Raw genomic sequence first — 20,432 nt, forward strand, 5'->3', positions numbered from 1 at the left:
TTTATACTCCCCCTTAAGTTAGTAATTTTGTGATTATTATATCATCTTTTGTATTAGGAGTGTTTTTATGTTGATTTACCCTTATGAACTAAGATGTATTTTTTCTCCAATTCTAGTAAACTAGTAGTAAATACATAATTTTACTATTCAGGGAACTAAATTATATAAAAAAAACACATTTATGAGGTAATACGATGAGCAAAAAGTAATTGCTGAACCACATGATTCGACAGTGGAGAAAATTGAGACGATAGAGGAGCGGATAACTAAACCTAGAACAGTTATTCCGGAGTTTGCTAGAAATGTTCAATCATTCCAAATATCTGATCCTCTCTCATATGTTCTTGAATTCATAAATGAACAAAAGTATTCCCAGTTTCCTATTTATAAGGGAGAAGTGTTTGAAGAGCTGTTGACTACAAACGGGATTTCCAATTGGTTAGCAAGTAATATTGAGGAAGATATTATTTCAATAAGAGATGCAAAAATTGAAGATGTGCTGCCTTTTGAGGAGTATAAATCCAGTTATAAATTCATTAGTCGGGATACTAATATCTTTGAGGCTGAAGAGCTTTTTAAGAATAACATAGATGAAGGTGAACGCTTTGAAGCTCTATTCATTACACATAGTGGAAAACAAACCGAAAAATTACTAGGTATTATTACTTCTTGGGATATTATTGATATTCCTAAGGTGTAATTTTTAGAAGGGACGTGGGGACATAAAAACTGTTTTGTATTTAACGTTATTATTATTAGTATTAGAAACCAATCCCACAGTTCCAAAGTCCAAATATTGGACTTTTCTCAGTTGGTGAATTATAGATATATGGTCTTATGATAATTAAGAAAATTTATAATTAAATTGTTAAGACATTATTAAAAAGTGGTTTTATAGGTAAAAAAATTTAGAAGAGTTTATTTAAGATGTTATTGTTGAATTTGTTAAAAGAAAGGGGTATTAATATGACCAATAGTTTAGGGGGATCTTGGTATTCAAGTATAGTAACATTTAAAAGAGTATCTTATAAATGTGGATATTGTGGGAAAGCTGCTGGGCCATCAAGTGGATATAAATGCCAAAATCAAGATGGGAAAAATACTTTTGCATATATTTATATTTGTCCTAATTGTAATAAACCGACATTTAAAAAGTATTCATCAGATGAACAAGTACCTGGTGAATTATTAGGTAATAATATAGAATTTTTACCTAATGATATAGAGCAATTGTACAACGAAACAAGAAACTGTATTTCTGTTAATGCGTTTACCTCCGCTGTTTTGTCCTGTAGAAAAATGTTGATGAATATTTCAGTATCGCAGGGAGCAGAAGCAGGGAAGAGCTTTGCTTATTATGTGGATTATTTAGAGGAAAATTATTATATTCCGCCTAATAGCAGAGAATGGGTTGATATTATTAGAAAAAAGGGAAATGAAGCTACACATGAAATTCCGAGCATAAGTAAAGATGATGCTGTTGAATTACTGGAGTTTACGGAAATGTTACTTAGATTTGTTTATGAACTTCCAGGTAAGATGATAAAGTACAAAAAGAAATAAAATATTTAATTAATGGGAAAGATTCTAATAAAATAGCAGTTCGCCAAATCGTTAGTATAAACAAAGCAAACTAAAATCAACCTATTTCCCATTTCTTCAAGTAACGACTAAAATAGATAGTAAAGAATTACATAGCACAGATTCTCATAAATGACCTTTTAAAAACTTTGAATAAGAAAGAATGCACAAGCAGGGAGGAAAAGAAATGATTACTTCAGATGATATTAAAAGAAGACTATGGGATGGTGCCAATGACCTTCGTGGTTCTATGGATGCCAGCCGTTATAAAGATTATATGTTAGGGTTAATGTTCTATAAATTCCTTAGTGATAAAACACTTGAGACATTTGTAAAAACAAGTGGTGCTAAGGGGAATGAGCAAGAAATTGTCCAAGCTTATGAAGAGGCTTATGCAAGTTATGGAGACAATCTCATTAATATGATTCAAAATGTCCTTGGATATTATGTTTTACCTAAACACTTATACCAGACATGGTTAAAAGATATTCGTGAAGGAACATTCGAATTAGAGAAGGTAACAGAGAGCTTACAAAGTTTCGAACGTACGGTTGCAACAACTGGAGATATCGATGACTTTAAAGGGCTTTTTTCTAGTTCTACGATTGATTTAACAGACACTGCTTTAGGCAGTAACTTGAACGCTCGAAGTAAAAACATCCGTAAATTAATTGAATTATTCGCCGATCTAAATATGGTTGCTCTCCAAAAAGGTGATGTGTTAGGAGATGCTTACGAATATTTAATCGGTCAGTTTGCGATGGAATCGGGAAAGAAAGCTGGAGAGTTCTATACGCCACGTCAAGTAAGTGAAGTCATGGCACAAATTGTTGCTAAAACTACGAAGGTAAAATCGATTTATGACCCTACTGTTGGATCGGGTTCATTACTTTTAACGGTTAGTCGATATTTAACAGAAGATAATCGAAAAGATCTCCATTACTATGGACAAGAAAAGAATACAGCTACATATAACTTAACACGAATGAATTTATTATTACATGGTGTTCGACCAGAAAAAATGACGGTGAAAAATGGTGATACATTAGGACAAGATTGGCCTGAAGATCCAGAACGTCCTAATGAAGGTGTTCAGTTTGATGCGGTCGTGATGAATCCACCATACTCCGTTAAAAATTGGAATCAAGAAGATTTAAAAGTAACAGACCCACGTTTTGAAATTGCTGGGGTTTTACCACCAGATTCTAAAGGTGATTATGCATTTCTATTACACGGTTTATTCCATTTAGGTCAAGAAGGTACGATGGCCATTGTACTTCCACATGGTGTGTTATTCCGTGGAGGGGCAGAAGGAGAAATTCGTAAACGACTATTAGAGAAAAACTATATTGATACGGTCATTGGCTTGCCTGATAAATTATTTACCAATACAGGCATCCCTGTAACTGTGCTGATTTTGAAAAAGAACCGAAAGCTAGATGATCCTGTTCTTATGATTGATGCTTCAAAATCGTTTGTAAAAGAAGGAAAGCAAAACGTATTACAAGAAAAGGATATCGCTAAAATTGTTGATACATATATCGAACGCACGAGTGAACCTGGGTATAGTTATAAAGCAACTAAAAAAGACATCATAGAAAATGAATACAATTTAAATATCCCACGTTATATTGAAGCGGTAGAAGAAGATATTGCCCATGATGTGGATGCACATTTGTATGGTGGCATCCCATTAAGCCAAATTAATACACTAACAGTTCTACACGACATGACGAAAGACGTTTTATATAATGCGCTTACTGAAGTCCGCCCAGGTTATGTAGAATTAACACAATCAGTTGAAGACTTAACAGAAAAAGTGTTAACAGATGAAAACGTACAAAAACAAATCAACTCATTAACAGAAGTAACGAAAGTCTATATGGATACATATTGGGAAAAGTTAAAGACAGTGGCTGATGTAAATGATATTGAACCGTTAAAAGAAGAAATGTTATCGGAAATTAAACAGCTATTAAAACAATTTAATCACGTTAGCACGTATGATGGTTATCAAATTATTGCGGAATTGTGGGGAAATACACTGTCCCAAGATTCAGAGAAAATTGCGATTAGTGACTTTTATACAGTAGGAAAAACACGTGAAGCGAATATGGTAACAAAAGGTTCTGGTAAAACGAAGCGAACAGAACAGGATGGTTGGGTTGGTGCAATTGTCCCAAATGAACTTATATTAAAGGAACTCTATACAGAAGAACTACATGATGCAGAAACACAAAAAGAAGCTTTAGCAGCTATTAATGATGAAATAAATGAACTCGTTGAAGCAGCAAAAGTAGAAGAAAGTGACGAATCACAAATTTTGGGAGATACATTAAATGCTAGAGAAGACGACTTTACTTTATCAGCGATAAAAGCAGAATTAAAGAAGGTTGCAAAAGATACAGATGAATATGTTTTATTAGATAAGGTTAAAAAACTATTGGATGAAAGATCATCTTTAACCAAAGCAATTCGAGAAAAAGAAAAAGCATTAACTGAACAAGTTGAAGAAAGAATAGAAAACTTATCGAATGAAGAAATCGATCAACTCATGTATAAAAAGTGGTTTGGTCAATTAACTGGAGACATCACAAAACTTGTAGAAGTACCTCTTAAAAATGAACTGGATACATTGAAAGAGTTAAAGGAAAGATATGCTGATACGTTAGAAACAATTGAGAAAGAAAGTAAATCACTAGAGGAACAATTTGAAGCAATGCTGCAAGAATTGGTGGTGACGGAATAATGAAAAATAAGTTAGTTCCGAAGAGAAGGTTTAAAGAATTTAAAGAAGTGTGGAAAACAGTAAAGATTAAAGATTGCATTTATTATATAAAAGGTTTTGCGTTTAAATCAAGGTATTATCGAAAGGAAGGTATACGAATAATCAGAGTTTCTGACCTAGGAACTACTGAAATTATTGATAATAATGAAAAGATATTTATCGATAGAGTTTATCAAAGGAAGTACGAAGCTTACAAATTAAATTTAGGGGATATTATAATTACTACTGTCGGTTCAAAAGCTGAGCTTAAAGAATCAGCCGTAGGAAGACCAATATTAGTGAAGAGGCATAATCAAGGATTATTGAATCAGAATTTGGTGAAGTTATCTCCGATAAATGATTATGATTCTTATTTTATTTATGGAAATTTATTAAAGAGAAGATATGTAGACTATATAAGAAGCATTGAGAGAGGGAATGCAAATCAAGCAAATATTACTATAAATGATTTGTGGGAATACAATATTAATCATGGTTCTACATTAGAACAACAAAAAATCGGTGAGTTTTTTAAGGTTTTAGATGAAAGAATCGCAAATCAAGAACGAAAAGTCGCTAAAGTAAAAGCATTAAAGTCTGCATATTTAACCGAAATGTTTCCACTAGAAGGCGAAACGGTACCGAAAAGAAGGTTTAAAGAATTTGAAGGCGAATGGGTTGAATCAAAATTAGGTGACTTAGTTGAAATTACAATGGGTCATTCACCTAAATCTTCATCATATACAAGTGATAGGTCTAAATATATTCTTGTTCAAGGTAATGCAGATATGAAGAAAAATAGAGTTACTCCACGTATATGGACTACCCAACTCACAAAAATGGCTAATAAGAGAGACCTGATTCTAACTGTTAGAGCACCAGTAGGAGAGGTGGGGAAAACAGATTATGATGTTGTTTTAGGGCGAGGAGTTGCTGGAATTAAAGGAAATGAGTTTATATTTCAGTATTTAATAAAACTGAAAATGGAAGGCTATTGGGAAAGATTAAGTACAGGATCTACATTTGATTCAGTTAATTCAGACGATATCAATGAAGTAATTTTATTTGTCCCTTCGCATGAAGAACAACAAAAAATAGGTCAATTCTTCAAAAACTTAGATAACCAAATTACAACCGAAGAAAAAAAGCTAGAAAAGCTAAAGAAAATGAAAGAGGCTTATTTAGAGGAAATGTTTGTGTAGAGAGGAGGCTATTCAATGAGTAATGGGCGAAAGAATGCGACGGAAAAAGCTTTTCAAGATAAGTTCGTTGCAAAACTACAACAATACAAATGGAAAGCACCAGATTTTCTAAATGGAAATAATCAAAAAGTAACGGTACAAGATTTAGTCAATCATTGGCGTGGGGAACTTAACCGAATGAATGCGGATGTCTTGGAAAGTGTTCCTTTAACAGATAATGAATTTGCACAAGTGATGGCAAAAGTATCGCAAATTGAAAACAGTTATGAAGCGGCAAAGTTATTAGCAATGGAACAATCAACTGGGAAAATTGATGGCATTTATCGAGATTCTCATCCAGACGTGACACGTGAACAGATTACATTGACCATCTTTAAAAAAGCACAAGTACGTGGTGGAGATTCGAGTTACAATATCGCGAGAGAAGTAGAAACACGGAATGGAAATCGTTTTGATATTGTTTTACTCATTAATGGTCTACCACTCATTAATATTGAACAAAAGCGTACAGACAAATCGTTAGAAGAAGCATTTAATCAGTTTAAACGGTATTATGCAGACGGTGAATATGTGAATAATTTCATGGCATTTTCACAAATGATGGTGATGACATCAGAAGTAGCTACACGTTACTTTGCGACACCAAAGTCAATTAAAGCTTTTAATCCAAGCTTTGTTTTTCATTGGGCAGACAAATATAATAAACCGATTAATCATTGGGAAGATGTCATTGGTCACTTCCTAATGATACCGATGGCACATCAAATGGTTGGCGATTATTTAGTCATTGATGAAGCAAGAGAAGAAGAAAATCGTAAACATATGTTATTACGCTCTTATCAAGTACATGCCTTGCAAGCTGTCGAAGGTGCTGCCCTAGGCTGGGATAATGATGATAAAATTCCTCATGGTGGTTTTGTTTGGCATACAACAGGTTCTGGTAAGACGATTACGAGTTTTAAAACAGCTTTATTTTTATCGACTAGAGCAGGATTTGATAATGTTGTCTTTTTAGTAGACCGGAAAGAACTCGACAGTCGTACGAGTGATAATTTCAAAGCATATGCACAATACGAATCAGTAGCCGTTGATGATACATCACATACCTATCAGTTACGTAAACTCTTAACCTCTACTAGTACTGGTATCGTTGTAACGACAACATTTAAATTAAATAATCTTGTGAAAGATTTAATCGAAGCGAAGGATGAAAGTTTAGCAAATAAGAAAATCGTCTTTATTATTGATGAAGCTCACCGAACGACAATGGGTGACATGATGGTATCCATTAAAAATTACTTCCGAAAAAATGGTCTGTTTTATGGTTTTACTGGGACACCCTTATTTGACGAGAATAAGATTAAAGGAATGATCAATGAGAAGAGTGAACTCATTGATACAACAGAAAAGCTTTTCGGACCACTATTGCATCAATATACGATAGATGAAGCAATTGCAGATAAAAACGTATTAGGCTTTCATGTTGACTACATAAATACCGGAGAATTTGAAAGTTACGATACATTACGCGAGCAAATTGTGGAATATAAACTAGCTGAACAACCTGATACACCGAAAAGAAAACTCGAACGAGAAGTATATGAACTTTCTGAGTTAGAAGTAGAAAAGGAAGCAAAAAAACGCAAATTATTGTTTTATCATGATGAGACACATATCCCGAGAGTAGTTGAGGAAATATTAAACAACTGGGAAGATCAATCACAACATAAGATTTTCAATGCCATTTTAACGGTCGCATTCAAGCATCGAGTAATTGCTTACTATGAAGAATTTAAAAAGCAATTAGCAGAACGTGATGATGTTGCGATTAACGTGGCGATGACATTTAGTTTTGGAACAGATGCAGATAGAGAACCTACCGACCCAGAACTAATTAAAACGATGTTTAAAGATTATGCAGCATTCACTGGAATTGAATATGCTTACGGTGATAAACGACGAGGTGAGGATGCATATTATGAAGATGTCGTTGAACGAGCAACACACGGTGGAAGTGGTCGGAATCCGAAAAACATTGACCTTGTTATTGTTGCCGATCAGTTACTGACAGGTTATGATTCTAAATTCATTAATACGTTATATGTGGATCGTTCACTTGCACTACAAGGATTAATTCAAGCTTATTCACGCACAAACCGAATTTATGGGAAGGAAAAGGAATTTGGGACGATTGTCAACTTCCAGTACCCAAGAATAACGGAAGAAACAGTAAATGATGCCCTAATTTTATATGGAAGTGGCGGAAAGAATAGTAAAGCAATTGTAGAACCTTATCCTGAAGCAGTAGATGAATTTGTAAAATCTTCACAAGAAGTGATGGAGATTTTACAAGATCCAACGGCATGGCAAGCCTTAGAAAAAGATGACGAGGCAAAGGAAATCTTCGTAAAAGCTTTTAAAAAGGCGAACAGTCAACTAAATACGATTCAGCAATATTATGAATTTGCTTGGGTAGACGAAGCATTCGGTATAACAGAGCATGAGTGGATGCGTTATGTCGGTGCATATCGTAACGTAACGAGAGATGATAATCCGGACGATGATCCAGAAGATCTACCAATATTACCATTAGGTGAAGCAAAGCTAGCTGGTACCCAAAAAATTGATGCGTATTATATTATTCAATTAATCGGGGATAAAGCCACTTCAACAGATGGAAAACAAACAGTGGATGCAGAAACCTTACGTATTATTTATCAACATATTGAAGAATTAAGTAATATGGGTGATTTTGATCAAGCAGAGCTACTGAAGCAATTTGTTGAAGAGGAATTAGAACCTGGAAATGTATCAAGTGATATGAACTTTGATGTTGCATATGAAGAATGGAAGCGAAGCAAGTTAAAAAATGAAATTTATAAAGTGTCCCGAGAGTGGGGGCTTAATGAAGTAATTTTTGAGAAATCGGTAGAAGCCTATTCAACAGCGAATCCAAAGGATATTCCTTATATCGATGAATTAACAAGTAATGTTGATTATGGTTCGATTGAAACCCCGAAAACTAGTAACCTATTGGAACATAATATGGAGCTCATGAAAATACTACCGGAGATTGTACCGAAAATTAAAAGGAAGTATAAATAGAAATGGATTTCTGATGGTCAGTGACTCCAACTCTGCTAAAGTGGTAGAGAGTTGAGGGACTGATCCATTCTTTCTTTAATTGCGTTTGATTACATGGTAACTATAAGAAGCAAACCAAGGTGTAATTTCCTACTAAGCAAGACAAGAATGTGAACTCAGTATAGAAGCTGGTGTAAACCTTAAGAGGTGGTATGAAAATGTTTGAAAAAATCGATCAAAAAAAAGCTCGTCTTGATTCAAATCGACCTTTGCCTACGTACACCTCAAGAAGCTTACATGAAAAGTTAATACTTGAATGGATATATCACTCAAACGCAATTGAGGGAAATACATTAACAATTAAAGAAACGAAAGTCATATTAGAAGGTATAACCGTTGGTGGGAAAACAATGCGCGAACACTTAGAGGTCATTAATCACCGGGATGCTATTACCTATGTTGAAGAGGTTGTCCAGAATAAGGAACCTCTATCAGAATGGCAAATAAAGAATCTACATCGTTTGATATTAAAAGGTATTAATGATGATTATGCGGGTACATATCGGGACCAGCAAGTCTTTATTTCAGGTGCTAAACATACACCACCAGCACCATATCTTATCAAAGAACAAATGGAGCAACTAATGAATTGGTACGAGCAAGAAACAACACAAATGCATCCAGTTACCCGTGGCGCGTTGTTACACGCAATTTTTGTTGGTATTCACCCATTTATTGACGGTAACGGGCGAACTTCACGTCTTTTATTAAATTTAGAACTCATGAAAGAAGGCTTCCCACCAATTGTCATTAAAGTAGAAAATCGACTTGATTATTATGAAGCATTAGATAAGGCACATACTCAAGAGGATTATGATGACTTTATCCAGTTAGTTGCAAAGGAAGTAGAGGACTCTTTAGATTTGTATCTAAGAGCAATTGGATAGCTAAAATTTCTGAGGGTCAGACCCCCAACTCTGGAGGTACTGATCCTTTTTTTCTGCATTTTTCCATATTGTGCTACCTTCCCAAAATATGTCATAATAAAAGAAGTTGTTATCGTTAACGAACGTTTACCTAAATAAAAAGTTTCTTCCTATATATACACCTCTTGGTAGTTTACGAAGAACCTATAAGAACGATAGGCTTTTTTTGTTTTCTAATGGTAATCAACAAATGTAAACAAGGCATCATTTTTTGCGTTTAATAGTACTTCAATAAGGGAATGTATATATACCTTGGAACCAAGAAAAAATAACATAAAAGGAGGGGCGAAATGGAAAACAGTGAAGAGAAGGTTATTCTTTTTCCTAAGTGGAAGACAAGGCTTGAAGAAGAGAGCTTGGCCGCATTAAAAGACAAACGGTATGAAGAAGCACTGAAAAAGCTAAATGAACTAATTAGTTACAACATATCCAGTCATGAAATTATCATTGGCAAGTTAATTTGCTTAATGGAACTGAATCGACACGATGAAGCACAGAATCTCTGTGAAGACGTGTTAGCCGTTAAAGATAATGACTACTATAAATACTTACATATCTACTTAACGATCTTATTCCAAACCAATCAATACGAGTTATTAATGGAAAATGTGGAATATGAACTAAGCTCTAATAAAATCCCTGCTCCAATGAGACAACAATTTAAGCAATTGTATGAAATGAGTGCAAAGTTAGAGCAAGATAGCAATCAGGAATTGATGAATGAATATATGCAGGACTTCTTAAACGCCGTAGACCTACATGATTATCATAGTCAATGGCGATATATTAAATTAATGCAACATAAAAAATTAACTCCCAACCATAAAATAATAGGGTTATTAATAGAAGAATCTGTCCACCCTGTTATTAAGACGACTATCTTTCAATGGTTACAACAAAAAAATTGGGATAAAGCCGTAGAAATGACCAAGTTTGGACTACATATACATATTAATCCGTCTAGTACAGTTGAATTAGAGAACCATCATTTTATGCAACAGTTTGGGAACCTATTAAATGAGACCGAACAGAAAAATCCGACTCTATTTAATATGATTAAAGACATATTATACCGCTACACATTTGTTCGCTATCCTTTTCTTCCGTCAAATGACGAGGTAGAATCGATTGCACGAGCGATTACATACATTGCAGAACGGAATTTAAACCTACATAATGAGAGTGAGTTTGAAGAGCTTAATGATATAATAGAAGAAATAGAAACCTGTGAGAAACTATTTCTTAGTGTGGTAGATGAACTCTAGCTTTAATGCTTGAAAGGCATATGAATTATGTTATAATAAGATGGTTGTCAATATAAATTTTAAACTAATTATCCCAATTAATGAACAAAAGTAGTTAATGGAAATAATAGATTTTGGAGGGAATTGTATGTCAGCAAAATGGGAAAAACAAGAAGGTAATGAAGGTGTTTTAACATTTGAAGTTTCTGCAGATGAATTTGATGCTGCTTTAGATAAAGCTTTCAAAAAAGTAGTTAAAACAGTTCAAGTTCCAGGATTTCGTAAAGGGAAAATGCCTCGTAGCATTTTCGAAAAACGTTTCGGTGTAGAATCATTATATCAAGATGCAGTAGATATCGTTCTACCAGATGCGTATGTAAAAGCAATCGATGAAGCAGGTATTGAGCCTGTTGATCAGCCTTCTGTTGACATTGAAGAAATCGAACAAGGCAAACCACTTGTATTCACTGCAACAGTAACTGTAAAACCAGAAGTTACACTTGGTGATTACAAAGGTCTTGAAGTAGAAGAACAAGATGTTACTGTAACAGATGAAGATGTAGAAGAAGAAATCAAACAACTACAAGAGCGTCACGCTGAACTTATCGTTAAAGAAGAAGGTTCTGTTGAAGAAGGCGACACTGTTGTTATGGACTTCGAAGGATTCTTAGATGGTGAAGCATTTGAAGGTGGAAAAGGTGAAAACCATTCACTAGAAATTGGTTCAGGTCAATTTATTCCAGGTTTCGAAGAGAAATTAGTTGGTAAAGCTGCTGGTGAAGATACAGAAATCGAAGTAACTTTCCCAGAAGATTACCATGCAGAAGATTTAGCTGGTAAAAAAGCAACATTTAAAGTAAAAGTTCATGAAATCAAAGCAAAAGAATTACCTGAATTAGATGATGAATTTGCTAAAGATGTTGATGAAGAAGTAGAAACTCTAGAAGAATTAAGAAACAAGAAAAAAGAAGAGTTACAATCTCAAAAAGCACAAGATGCTGATAACCAAAAACGTGAAGCATTAATCGAAAAAGCATCTGACAATGCAGAAGTTGAAATTCCAGAAGCAATGGTTGAAACAGAATTAGACCGTATGCTTAAAGAATTCGAACAACGTCTTCAAATGCAAGGTATGACTCTAGATATGTACTTCCAGTTCTCTGGTCAAGATGAAAATGCATTGAAAGAGCAAATGAAAGAAGATGCTGGCAAACGCGTGAAAACAAATCTTACTCTAGAAGCGATCTCAAATGCTGAGAACCTAGAAGTTTCTGAAGAAGATGTTCAAGCGGAACTAGAAAACATGGCTTCTATGTATCAAGTAGACGTTGAGCAGTTAACACAAATGCTTGGTGGAAACACAGATGCAATCAAAGAAGACTTGAAATTTAAAAAAGCAATTGATTTCTTAGTTGAACAAAGCAAAACAGTTTAATTTTTAAATCTAGCATAGAAAAACATAAATAGACAAACAAATAAAACAAGGTGCGAAAGTTTCGCACCTTGTTTTACACTATATAGACATTTACTTATTGTACCGTACAAACTTTTTCATAAATGTGTCATCTAATCAATAGGGTGCTACATACGATAAGTAATAAATACCTAATTTCAATTTAATGATGTCCTTATGCCGAGTTTGACATATGTATAAATTCTTGGTTAAATTCGAAATTCATGGTAAAATAAATCAACTTACACTACACAAGAGTATATTGTTTTGTTTTCTAATTTCAATCTGATATGATTACTATGACAGTTGAAACAAATAGTGTAGCTTAGAAGTCGATCCAAACTTTTAGGGGTGAAATTAATGTTTAAGTTTAATGAAGAAAAAGGACAATTGAAATGTTCATTTTGTGGTAAAAGCCAAGAACAAGTCCGCAAATTAGTTGCTGGGCCTGGGGTTTATATATGTGATGAATGTATTGACTTATGTACAGAAATCGTTGAAGAAGAACTAGGTACAGAAGAGGAAACAGAATACAAAGAAATTCCAAAGCCAAAGGAAATCTGCGAGATTCTGGATGATTATGTGATTGGACAAGAGAAGGCTAAGAAAAACCTTTCTGTAGCAGTTTATAATCACTATAAACGTATCAATTCCACAACGAATAGTGATGATGTTGAATTAGCTAAAAGTAATATCGCCATGATTGGACCGACTGGTAGTGGTAAAACGTTATTAGCACAAACCTTAGCTAGAATTTTAAATGTTCCATTTGCTATGGCAGATGCTACGTCATTAACCGAAGCTGGTTATGTCGGGGAAGACGTTGAGAATATTTTGCTTAAATTAATTCAATCAGCAGACTATGATGTAGAAAAAGCCGAAAAAGGGATTATTTACATCGATGAAATTGATAAAGTTGCTCGTAAATCTGAAAACCCATCTATCACAAGAGATGTATCTGGTGAAGGGGTTCAGCAAGCATTACTAAAAATTCTTGAAGGTACCGTTGCAAGTGTGCCTCCTCAAGGTGGTAGAAAGCATCCACATCAAGAATTCATTCAAATCGATACAACAAATATCTTATTTATTTGTGGTGGAGCATTTGATGGAATCGACCAAGTGATTAAGCGACGTTTAGGTAAGAAAGTAATTGGATTTGGATCCAACCAAAAACAAGAAGATCTAGATAAAGGTCAGTTGCTTTCAAAAGTACTACCTGAAGACCTTCTACGTTACGGATTAATTCCTGAATTTATCGGAAGATTACCGGTTATCGGAAGTCTAGAGCCGTTAGATGAAGATGCATTAGTTCAAATCTTAACCGAGCCTAAAAATGCGTTAGTAAAACAATATGTGAAGCTCTTCCAAATGGACGATGTAGAATTAGAGTTTGAAGACGATGCACTTGTCGAGATTGCTAAAAAAGCAATTGAGAGAAAAACGGGTGCCCGAGGCTTACGTTCCATCATTGAGTCAATTATGCTTGATGTTATGTTTGAACTACCTTCTAGAGATGATATTGAGAAATGTATCATCACTAAGGATACTGTTGAGAAAGAAGATGGCAGTCCAAAGCTTATCTTCACAGACGGTACAATTAAAGAAGGTAATGTAACGTTACCAAAAGAAAGTGCTTAATTAGTGTTAGTGTAGGTTTAGAAGCTTAATTTAACTGACTTAGCTAAACTAGTCCTTATCTGGGCTGTATGCTAAGTCAGTTTTATTGTTTACATGCATAACAGGAATGTCGTGGATTAGTATACGTATTAAGGCCATAATAGTAGTGAAATCCTAAAAAGGTGCATCCTAATTTACAAAGCAATCATTTTTATATAAACTTTAAGGACATATTCCATAAACCATACATAAAGGTAAAAACTGCCTAAATTATTATTTTATACAACATAATTGGAGGTACATACTATGACGAAAGAATCGATGCAACTTCCCCTCCTGCCGTTACGTGGATTGCTTGTTTTTCCAACAATGGTGCTACATTTAGATGTTGGTAGAGACAAATCCATTCAAGCATTAGAAAAAGCAATGATGGAAGAGCAATTAATTTTCTTAGCAGCTCAAAAGAAAGTAAGTTTAGATGAACCAAAAGCGGAAGATATTTATCGTATTGGTACAGTTGCAAAAGTGAAGCAAATGTTGAAATTACCAAATGGTACGATAAGGGTGTTAGTCGAAGGACTAGAGCGTGGGGAAATCGTCCGTTATATTGAGGAAGACGAAGAATTTGTAGTGGAAATAAATAAACTAGAAGAAACCTCCGGAGACCAGCAAGCAGAAGAGGCGCTCATGAGGTCGTTGTTAAAGCAATTTGAGCAATACATTAAAATCTCTCGAAAAATTACCAAAGAAACATTAGCAACCGTAAGTGATATCGAAGAACCAGGTAGACTTGCCGATATCATCACATCGCATTTATCTCTTAAAATTAAAGAAAAACAAGAACTACTTGAAATACTGAATGCTCAAGAACGATTAACCCACTTAGTGAAGTTAATCTCTAATGAGAAGAAAGTATTAGATTTAGAAAAGAAAATCGGGCAACGGGTAAAAAGTTCGATGGAAAAGACGCAAAAAGAATATTATTTGCGTGAACAAATGAAAGCTATCCAAAAAGAACTTGGAGAGAAAGACGGGAAGACTGGAGAAGTTAGTGATCTTCGAGAAAAAATCGAGAACTCTGATATGCCAGAACGAGTTTTAGAGGTTGCTTTAAAAGAACTTAAACGTTATGAAACCGTACCACAAAGTTCTGCTGAGAGTTCTGTGATCCGAAATTACTTGGAATGGTTACTATCTCTTCCTTGGACAGAGAAAACAGAAGATACAATTGAAATCCAACGCGCTCAAGAGATACTGGATAAAGACCATTACGGACTAGAGAAGGTAAAAGAGCGTATTTTAGAATATTTAGCTGTACAAAAGCTAACGAATACGATTAAAGGGCCAATTTTATGTCTAGTAGGACCACCTGGAGTTGGGAAAACATCGTTAGCCAATTCGATTGCTAACTCGATCAATCGTAAGTTTGTTCGAATTTCATTAGGTGGGGTTCGCGATGAAGCTGAAATTAGGGGGCATCGTCGTACGTATATCGGTGCTATGCCTGGTAGAATCATTCAAGGGATGAAAAAGGCGAAGACCGTAAACCCGGTATTTTTATTAGATGAAATCGATAAAATGTCGAATGATTTTCGTGGCGATCCATCTTCTGCATTACTAGAGGTACTAGACCCTGAACAAAATAGTAATTTTAGTGATCATTATATTGAAGAAACGTATGATTTATCGAATGTTCTGTTCATTGCAACAGCAAACTATGTTAATAATATTCCTGGTCCATTGCTTGATCGTATGGAACTTATTTCTCTTTCTGGCTATACAGAAATAGAGAAGTTACATATTGCAAAGGAACATTTAATTCCTAAGCAAATAAAGGAAAATGGACTATCTAAAAGCAATTTACAAATACGTGATGAAGCATTACAAAAATTAATCCGTATGTATACTCGAGAAGCTGGTGTACGTAGCCTTGAACGACAAATTGCCAAGCTTTGCAGAAAAGCTGCTAAAGTGATTATCTCAGAAGAAAAGAAACGAGTCGTTATTACTGAGAAGAGTATCGAGGAATTTTTAGGGAAGCCAGTCTTCCGATATGGACAAATGGAAAAAGAAGATCAAGTCGGTGCAGCTACAGGATTAGCATATACAGCTGCAGGTGGGGACACATTATCCATTGAAGTCTCTCATTACCCTGGTAAAGGAAAACTAACGTTGACCGGTAAATTAGGTGAAGTCATGAGAGAATCAGCCCAAGCTGCCTTTAGCTATATCCGATCACGTGCCGAAGAGCTTCAAATAGACCCTGAGTTCCATGAGAAATATGATATTCATATTCACGTCCCTGAAGGAGCAACACCAAAGGACGGCCCATCTGCAGGGATTACGATGGCTACAGCTCTTGTGTCTGCATTAACTGGAAGAGCTGTGAAAAAAGAAGTTGGAATGACAGGTGAAATTACATTAAGAGGTCGTGTTTTACCAATTGGTGGCCTTAAAGAAAAGTCATTAAGTGCGCATCGAGCAGGCATAACAACGATCATTATGCCTGAAGATAATAAAAAGGATTTAGAAGATATTCCAGAGAGTGTTCGTGAGGAATTGACCTTTATTCCTGTCGGTCACTTGGATCAAGTATTAGAGCATGCGCTAGTGGGGGAAAAAGATGAAAGTAACTAATGCCGAAATTGTAATCAGTGCTGTCAGTCAAAAGCAATATCCGAATGACCAACTTCCAGAAATCGCTCTTGCTGGTCGATCGAATGTAGGGAAATCTTCCTTTATTAATAAGCTAATTAATCGTAAGAACCTTGCCCGTACTTCATCGAAGCCAGGGAAAACACAAACATTAAATTTTTATAAAATTAATGAGGCATTTTATTTTGTGGATGTACCGGGTTACGGGTATGCGAAGGTTTCTAAAAAGGAACGGGAAAAATGGGGCGTCATGATGGAGGAGTATTTTCAAACGAGAGAAACGCTAAAAGCAGTGTTTCTAATTACCGATGTCCGTCATGAGCCAACAAGAGATGATATACAGATGTATGATTTTCTGAAGCATTTTGATCTTCCAGTAGTTGTTGTAGCTACTAAACTGGATAAGATTCCTAAAACGAAACGTGCCAAACATCTGAAGAGAACGATCCAAACGCTTCAAGTCGAGTCAGATGACATTGTCCTTCCATTCTCCTCCGAAACTGGAGAAGGAAAAGAAGAGGCATGGGGGATTTTGAAGCAGTATATATAGAATTAGATAAGAATTCCAGACTGATGGCTAGTCTGGAATTTTTTTATTGTTTTCCAGTTCAGGCAATTAAACGTCTTCCTATTAAATTTCAATTGAAAATGGTTTATAATAAATATAAATAAAAGTGTGCCTAAGACAAAGGTGGTGGAAGAAATGGCTATTTGTAAGGAAGATTTATATAGAATGGTGGAATCTTTAAACGATGAGGATAAGAAAGCGGCCTTTGACTTTATGGAGTTTTTGATTGAACGCTCAAAGAAACAAAAACCAAAATCGTGGCAAAAGATTGATGAATTAGAAAGCGATAATGAACTGTTGACCAAAGAAGAAGTTAAGCAGTTAGAATGCGAAGATGGATACATTTCAGGGGAGGATGCAAAGCGTGAATTCGGACTACAAGTTGATTTACCATAAATCCACAGTTAAATTCATCGCTAAATTAGATAAATCCTCTTAAGAAAGAATTGCAACTGGGTTAAAAGGACTATTATCAATACCCCCAGAATGAGATATTAAAAGACTTAAAGGACATACGGGTGCAAGAGTTGAACAAGGTGGTCTTAAAATCGGATCGTCTTCTTTAATTGCTTGAAAATATATTTAGAAAATTATGTTATTATTGAGTTATAGAGTTATTGAAGTAACGGGGCAGGATTATACAAGAGGGATTATGAGGAATTCCAAAGAAAATATTCATTATGAGGTGAAATAAACGATGTATAAATTTAGGGGTTGGACAATTGAAACAAAAACGAAAGAAACATTACAAGTTATTATAGACAAAGAGGAAAGTAATCTAATAATGTTTGATGAAGATAAGGACTTATTTTTATGGATTTATCCTTCTGAATTTGGAGAAGGATTAGCTTTTGAAAAAATGAATTGGGCTACACAGTTTCATATCCTACCAGTTGATAAGAAAATCATTGTAACTTCTTCAGAACAACCAGAAGAGTAAGGACCTATTGTACTAACGGGACAGTAGAGTTCAATAACAAATAAGAATACAAAACATCGGTTCAGATCGGAGGGATTATTTGAGCATAGATAGTGGCAGATTGGTTCCATTTTTTCTTATGTGGGGAATACCTATTTTTATGGTAATTAGAACTTATATAAAAATGGATGTAAATGATAGAAAATCTGCAAAAAGGGATTTTAGGAGACCACGATTCGTTTTCACAATTGGTCTTATTGTTATTGGTACGTTAATATCTCAAATTGGAAGTATTCTTTTATTAGAAATAGTTAACTTGGTTGGAATTATAATACTTTCAATAGGTGGAATTGTATCAGTAGTTGGTATGTGGAGAGAAAACAGAATTAAAAGTGTGTTTGTATTTTTGATAATTACGATAGCGATATATTTCTTGTATGTATAAGGAAAGAGAAATAGTATTCTCTCTTGAAATAATTAAGTCAGCTTTCAACAAACGGGTGCTTGTCTTCATTAAGGATTTGCTCCCTATCTTCGAGCATTAGCAGTAGTTATGTTAAAAATAAAAAGTAGAATTATCTTCAAAATATGGGGGAGTTATTGTGTTTAAAGATTTTAAAAACAAGCGTTATTGGATACTTATGCCACCTTTTTTAATTATTGCACTATTACTATTTACCTTTCTCCCTAATAATTACAGGTACTTTTCATTTTTAGTAATAATTGTCTTTTGGGTTGTTTATTATAGTTGGAATTATTTTGCAGGTAAAAAGAACAATCCAAATAAACCAGTAAAATTATCTTAAACAAACGGGGGCGATAGTTCAATTTAGCAATCGCTCTTGATCTAAAGGTGATAATGTATAATATCTATACGAGGGGGAGTTTGATGGAATCAAATATAAACATGAAAAAAGAAAGTAAATCAATACCTGATTCAATATTAATGGCATTAGTAGTAATTTTATTGTTAAAGAATTCCATTGACCTATTTTTCTTTGGCCTGTTGCCACCAGTAGCTGATAACTTCTTTTGGGTTTTAATTTCTGTTATATTTATTGTCACTTTTTATATAAAGAAAAGTTACATATACCTTGCCATTGTTCTTGTAATTCTATTGGTGGGTTTATTCAAGTTCTAGTGAATATGAAAAATAATAGGATAATGGTGGTCGGATGTAGAAACGGGATAACTGGTTAATAATTAAAGAGGAGGAACATAATGAACAAATTCAGCTTGTTTGGAAAATTCACGGTACAAGAAGGCAAACGTGACACAATGGTAGATATTTTGTTGGAAGCTGCAGAATCAATGAAGATAATTGATGAATGTGAGATATATCTCGTGAATATTTCTGAAAGTGAACCAAATTCAGTTTATGTTTATGAGGTTTGGAGTAATGAAAAAGCTCATCAAACATCTCTAACTCTTGAAGCTACACAAACACTATTAGGGCGTGCAAAACCAATTATTACTGGAATGGAAAGAATCAGCACCCTATTAACAAGTGGTGGGAAAGGCATTTCATAGAATTATTATTAAGCTAGGGTACTTGAGTTAAACAAGGGCATCAGGATTTGATCGCCTTTTTCTTTCGTAGAGTAATATTGTTGGAATATTATATTATTGTATAGACAGAAGATATGCTTAAGGTCAAGATTAATTAATAAGTAAAAGGGGAGAAAATTAGTGATGTTTGTCACGATTTTAATAAAGTAGTTACTCTTTTGCCTATTGAAATGCAAATTAGAAGAGGAAACAAACAAAATGAGGAAATAATTGAGTAATTAAAGCAGATAAATCATAGTACCGATTAGGTTACTGAGCGTGTGCATGTATGCTCTTTAAGACTATTTGGCTCAGTGAACAAGTCCTTTTTCTCATATATCGTTCTATTGAAATGTTATAGCATCTAGCAATCATTATTCAACAGGTAAGATGGATTCTTTTTAATAAGTCTGTAGAGAACAGGTGATTAAATTGTATAAGGCAGCAGTATATTTGGTGCACGGATTATTATTCATATTAGTATTTCTTATTGGTATAGGGCCAATGTTTAGCATTTCTGCACCAGATCCAGAACAAACTTATGGCGTTTGGATTTCAATGATTGTGATTTTTAATATTCTTGTGCTGGTTTCTGCTTTTGTACAGTTAAAGTTAAAAAAGGTTTGGGTGTTCGTACTGTCTATAATAGGTTTGCTTGTTCTTTTTATCCTGACATTACCGATTTCCGAACGAGAAAGCCCATGCAGGTCGTAGACCGTCTTTAGACATGGGATGATAGTGAGGTCAAATACGGAGTGCCACTTTTAACCGTAAGGTTTTGTGGCACTTCAAGTATTTGAAGATTCCA

At 34.5% G+C, this 20,432-nt stretch carries 16 protein-coding genes; all 16 read left to right on the forward strand.

Annotated features, from left to right (window positions below):
* The first annotated feature begins 232 nt into the window (after window positions 1-232).
* Complete coding sequence (locus BUB12_RS11680) at window positions 233-700, forward strand: CBS domain-containing protein (protein ID WP_072891097.1); 468 nt, start codon at window positions 233-235, stop codon at window positions 698-700.
* A 266-nt stretch (window positions 701-966) separates the two neighbouring features.
* Window positions 967-1,563, forward strand: coding sequence for a DUF4145 domain-containing protein (locus BUB12_RS11685; protein WP_072891099.1), 597 nt, complete (start codon window positions 967-969; stop codon window positions 1,561-1,563).
* A gap of 205 nt (window positions 1,564-1,768) precedes the next feature.
* Window positions 1,769-4,330 (forward strand): type I restriction-modification system subunit M, encoded by a 2,562-nt coding sequence (locus BUB12_RS11690; protein ID WP_072891100.1) that lies wholly within the window; start codon window positions 1,769-1,771, stop codon window positions 4,328-4,330.
* Window positions 4,330-5,550: a restriction endonuclease subunit S gene (locus BUB12_RS11695; protein ID WP_072891101.1), complete on the forward strand. Its 1,221-nt coding sequence runs from the start codon at window positions 4,330-4,332 to the stop codon at window positions 5,548-5,550. Before BUB12_RS11690 ends, BUB12_RS11695 begins: the two co-directional genes overlap by 1 nt.
* Before the next feature lie 15 nt (window positions 5,551-5,565).
* Window positions 5,566-8,655, forward strand: coding sequence for a type I restriction endonuclease subunit R (locus BUB12_RS11700; RefSeq protein WP_072891102.1), 3,090 nt, complete (start codon window positions 5,566-5,568; stop codon window positions 8,653-8,655).
* A 197-nt stretch (window positions 8,656-8,852) separates the two neighbouring features.
* Window positions 8,853-9,581 carry a Fic family protein gene (locus BUB12_RS11705; protein ID WP_072891103.1) on the forward strand — a complete coding sequence of 243 codons (729 nt, stop codon included), beginning with the start codon at window positions 8,853-8,855 and terminating at the stop codon, window positions 9,579-9,581.
* A gap of 329 nt (window positions 9,582-9,910) precedes the next feature.
* Window positions 9,911-10,885, forward strand: coding sequence for a tetratricopeptide repeat protein (locus BUB12_RS11710; protein WP_072891104.1), 975 nt, complete (start codon window positions 9,911-9,913; stop codon window positions 10,883-10,885).
* A gap of 127 nt (window positions 10,886-11,012) precedes the next feature.
* A complete protein-coding gene (tig, locus tag BUB12_RS11715) occupies window positions 11,013-12,299 on the forward strand; it encodes a trigger factor (RefSeq protein ID WP_072891105.1) in 1,287 nt (428 codons plus the stop codon).
* A 378-nt stretch (window positions 12,300-12,677) separates the two neighbouring features.
* Window positions 12,678-13,955 (forward strand): ATP-dependent protease ATP-binding subunit ClpX, encoded by a 1,278-nt coding sequence (clpX, locus tag BUB12_RS11720; RefSeq protein WP_072891106.1) that lies wholly within the window; start codon window positions 12,678-12,680, stop codon window positions 13,953-13,955.
* Window positions 13,956-14,240: 285 nt separating this feature from the next.
* The gene (lon, locus tag BUB12_RS11725; protein ID WP_072891107.1) at window positions 14,241-16,571 is read left to right on the forward strand and encodes an endopeptidase La; all 2,331 of its coding nucleotides are present in this window, start codon (window positions 14,241-14,243) and stop codon (window positions 16,569-16,571) included.
* Window positions 16,558-17,139, forward strand: coding sequence for a ribosome biogenesis GTP-binding protein YihA/YsxC (gene yihA, locus BUB12_RS11730; RefSeq protein WP_072891108.1), 582 nt, complete (start codon window positions 16,558-16,560; stop codon window positions 17,137-17,139). Before lon ends, yihA begins: the two co-directional genes overlap by 14 nt.
* Window positions 17,140-17,292: 153 nt before the next feature.
* Window positions 17,293-17,553 (forward strand): hypothetical protein, encoded by a 261-nt coding sequence (locus tag BUB12_RS11735; RefSeq protein WP_072891109.1) that lies wholly within the window; start codon window positions 17,293-17,295, stop codon window positions 17,551-17,553.
* Window positions 17,554-17,854: 301 nt separating this feature from the next.
* The gene (locus BUB12_RS11740) at window positions 17,855-18,097 is read left to right on the forward strand and encodes a hypothetical protein (protein ID WP_072891110.1); all 243 of its coding nucleotides are present in this window, start codon (window positions 17,855-17,857) and stop codon (window positions 18,095-18,097) included.
* 79 nt (window positions 18,098-18,176) lie between these two features.
* Complete coding sequence (locus tag BUB12_RS11745) at window positions 18,177-18,521, forward strand: hypothetical protein (RefSeq protein ID WP_072891111.1); 345 nt, start codon at window positions 18,177-18,179, stop codon at window positions 18,519-18,521.
* Between the two features lie 444 nt (window positions 18,522-18,965).
* Window positions 18,966-19,217, forward strand: a complete 252-nt coding sequence (locus BUB12_RS11755; protein WP_072891113.1) for a hypothetical protein — start codon at window positions 18,966-18,968, stop codon at window positions 19,215-19,217.
* An 80-nt stretch (window positions 19,218-19,297) separates the two neighbouring features.
* Window positions 19,298-19,606 carry a putative quinol monooxygenase gene (locus tag BUB12_RS11760; protein ID WP_072891114.1) on the forward strand — a complete coding sequence of 103 codons (309 nt, stop codon included), beginning with the start codon at window positions 19,298-19,300 and terminating at the stop codon, window positions 19,604-19,606.
* Window positions 19,607-20,432 lie beyond the last annotated feature (826 nt).

Origin of the sequence: Ornithinibacillus halophilus, from assembly GCF_900129485.1 — a bacterium.
Lineage (GTDB): Bacteria > Bacillota > Bacilli > Bacillales > Amphibacillaceae > Ornithinibacillus > Ornithinibacillus halophilus.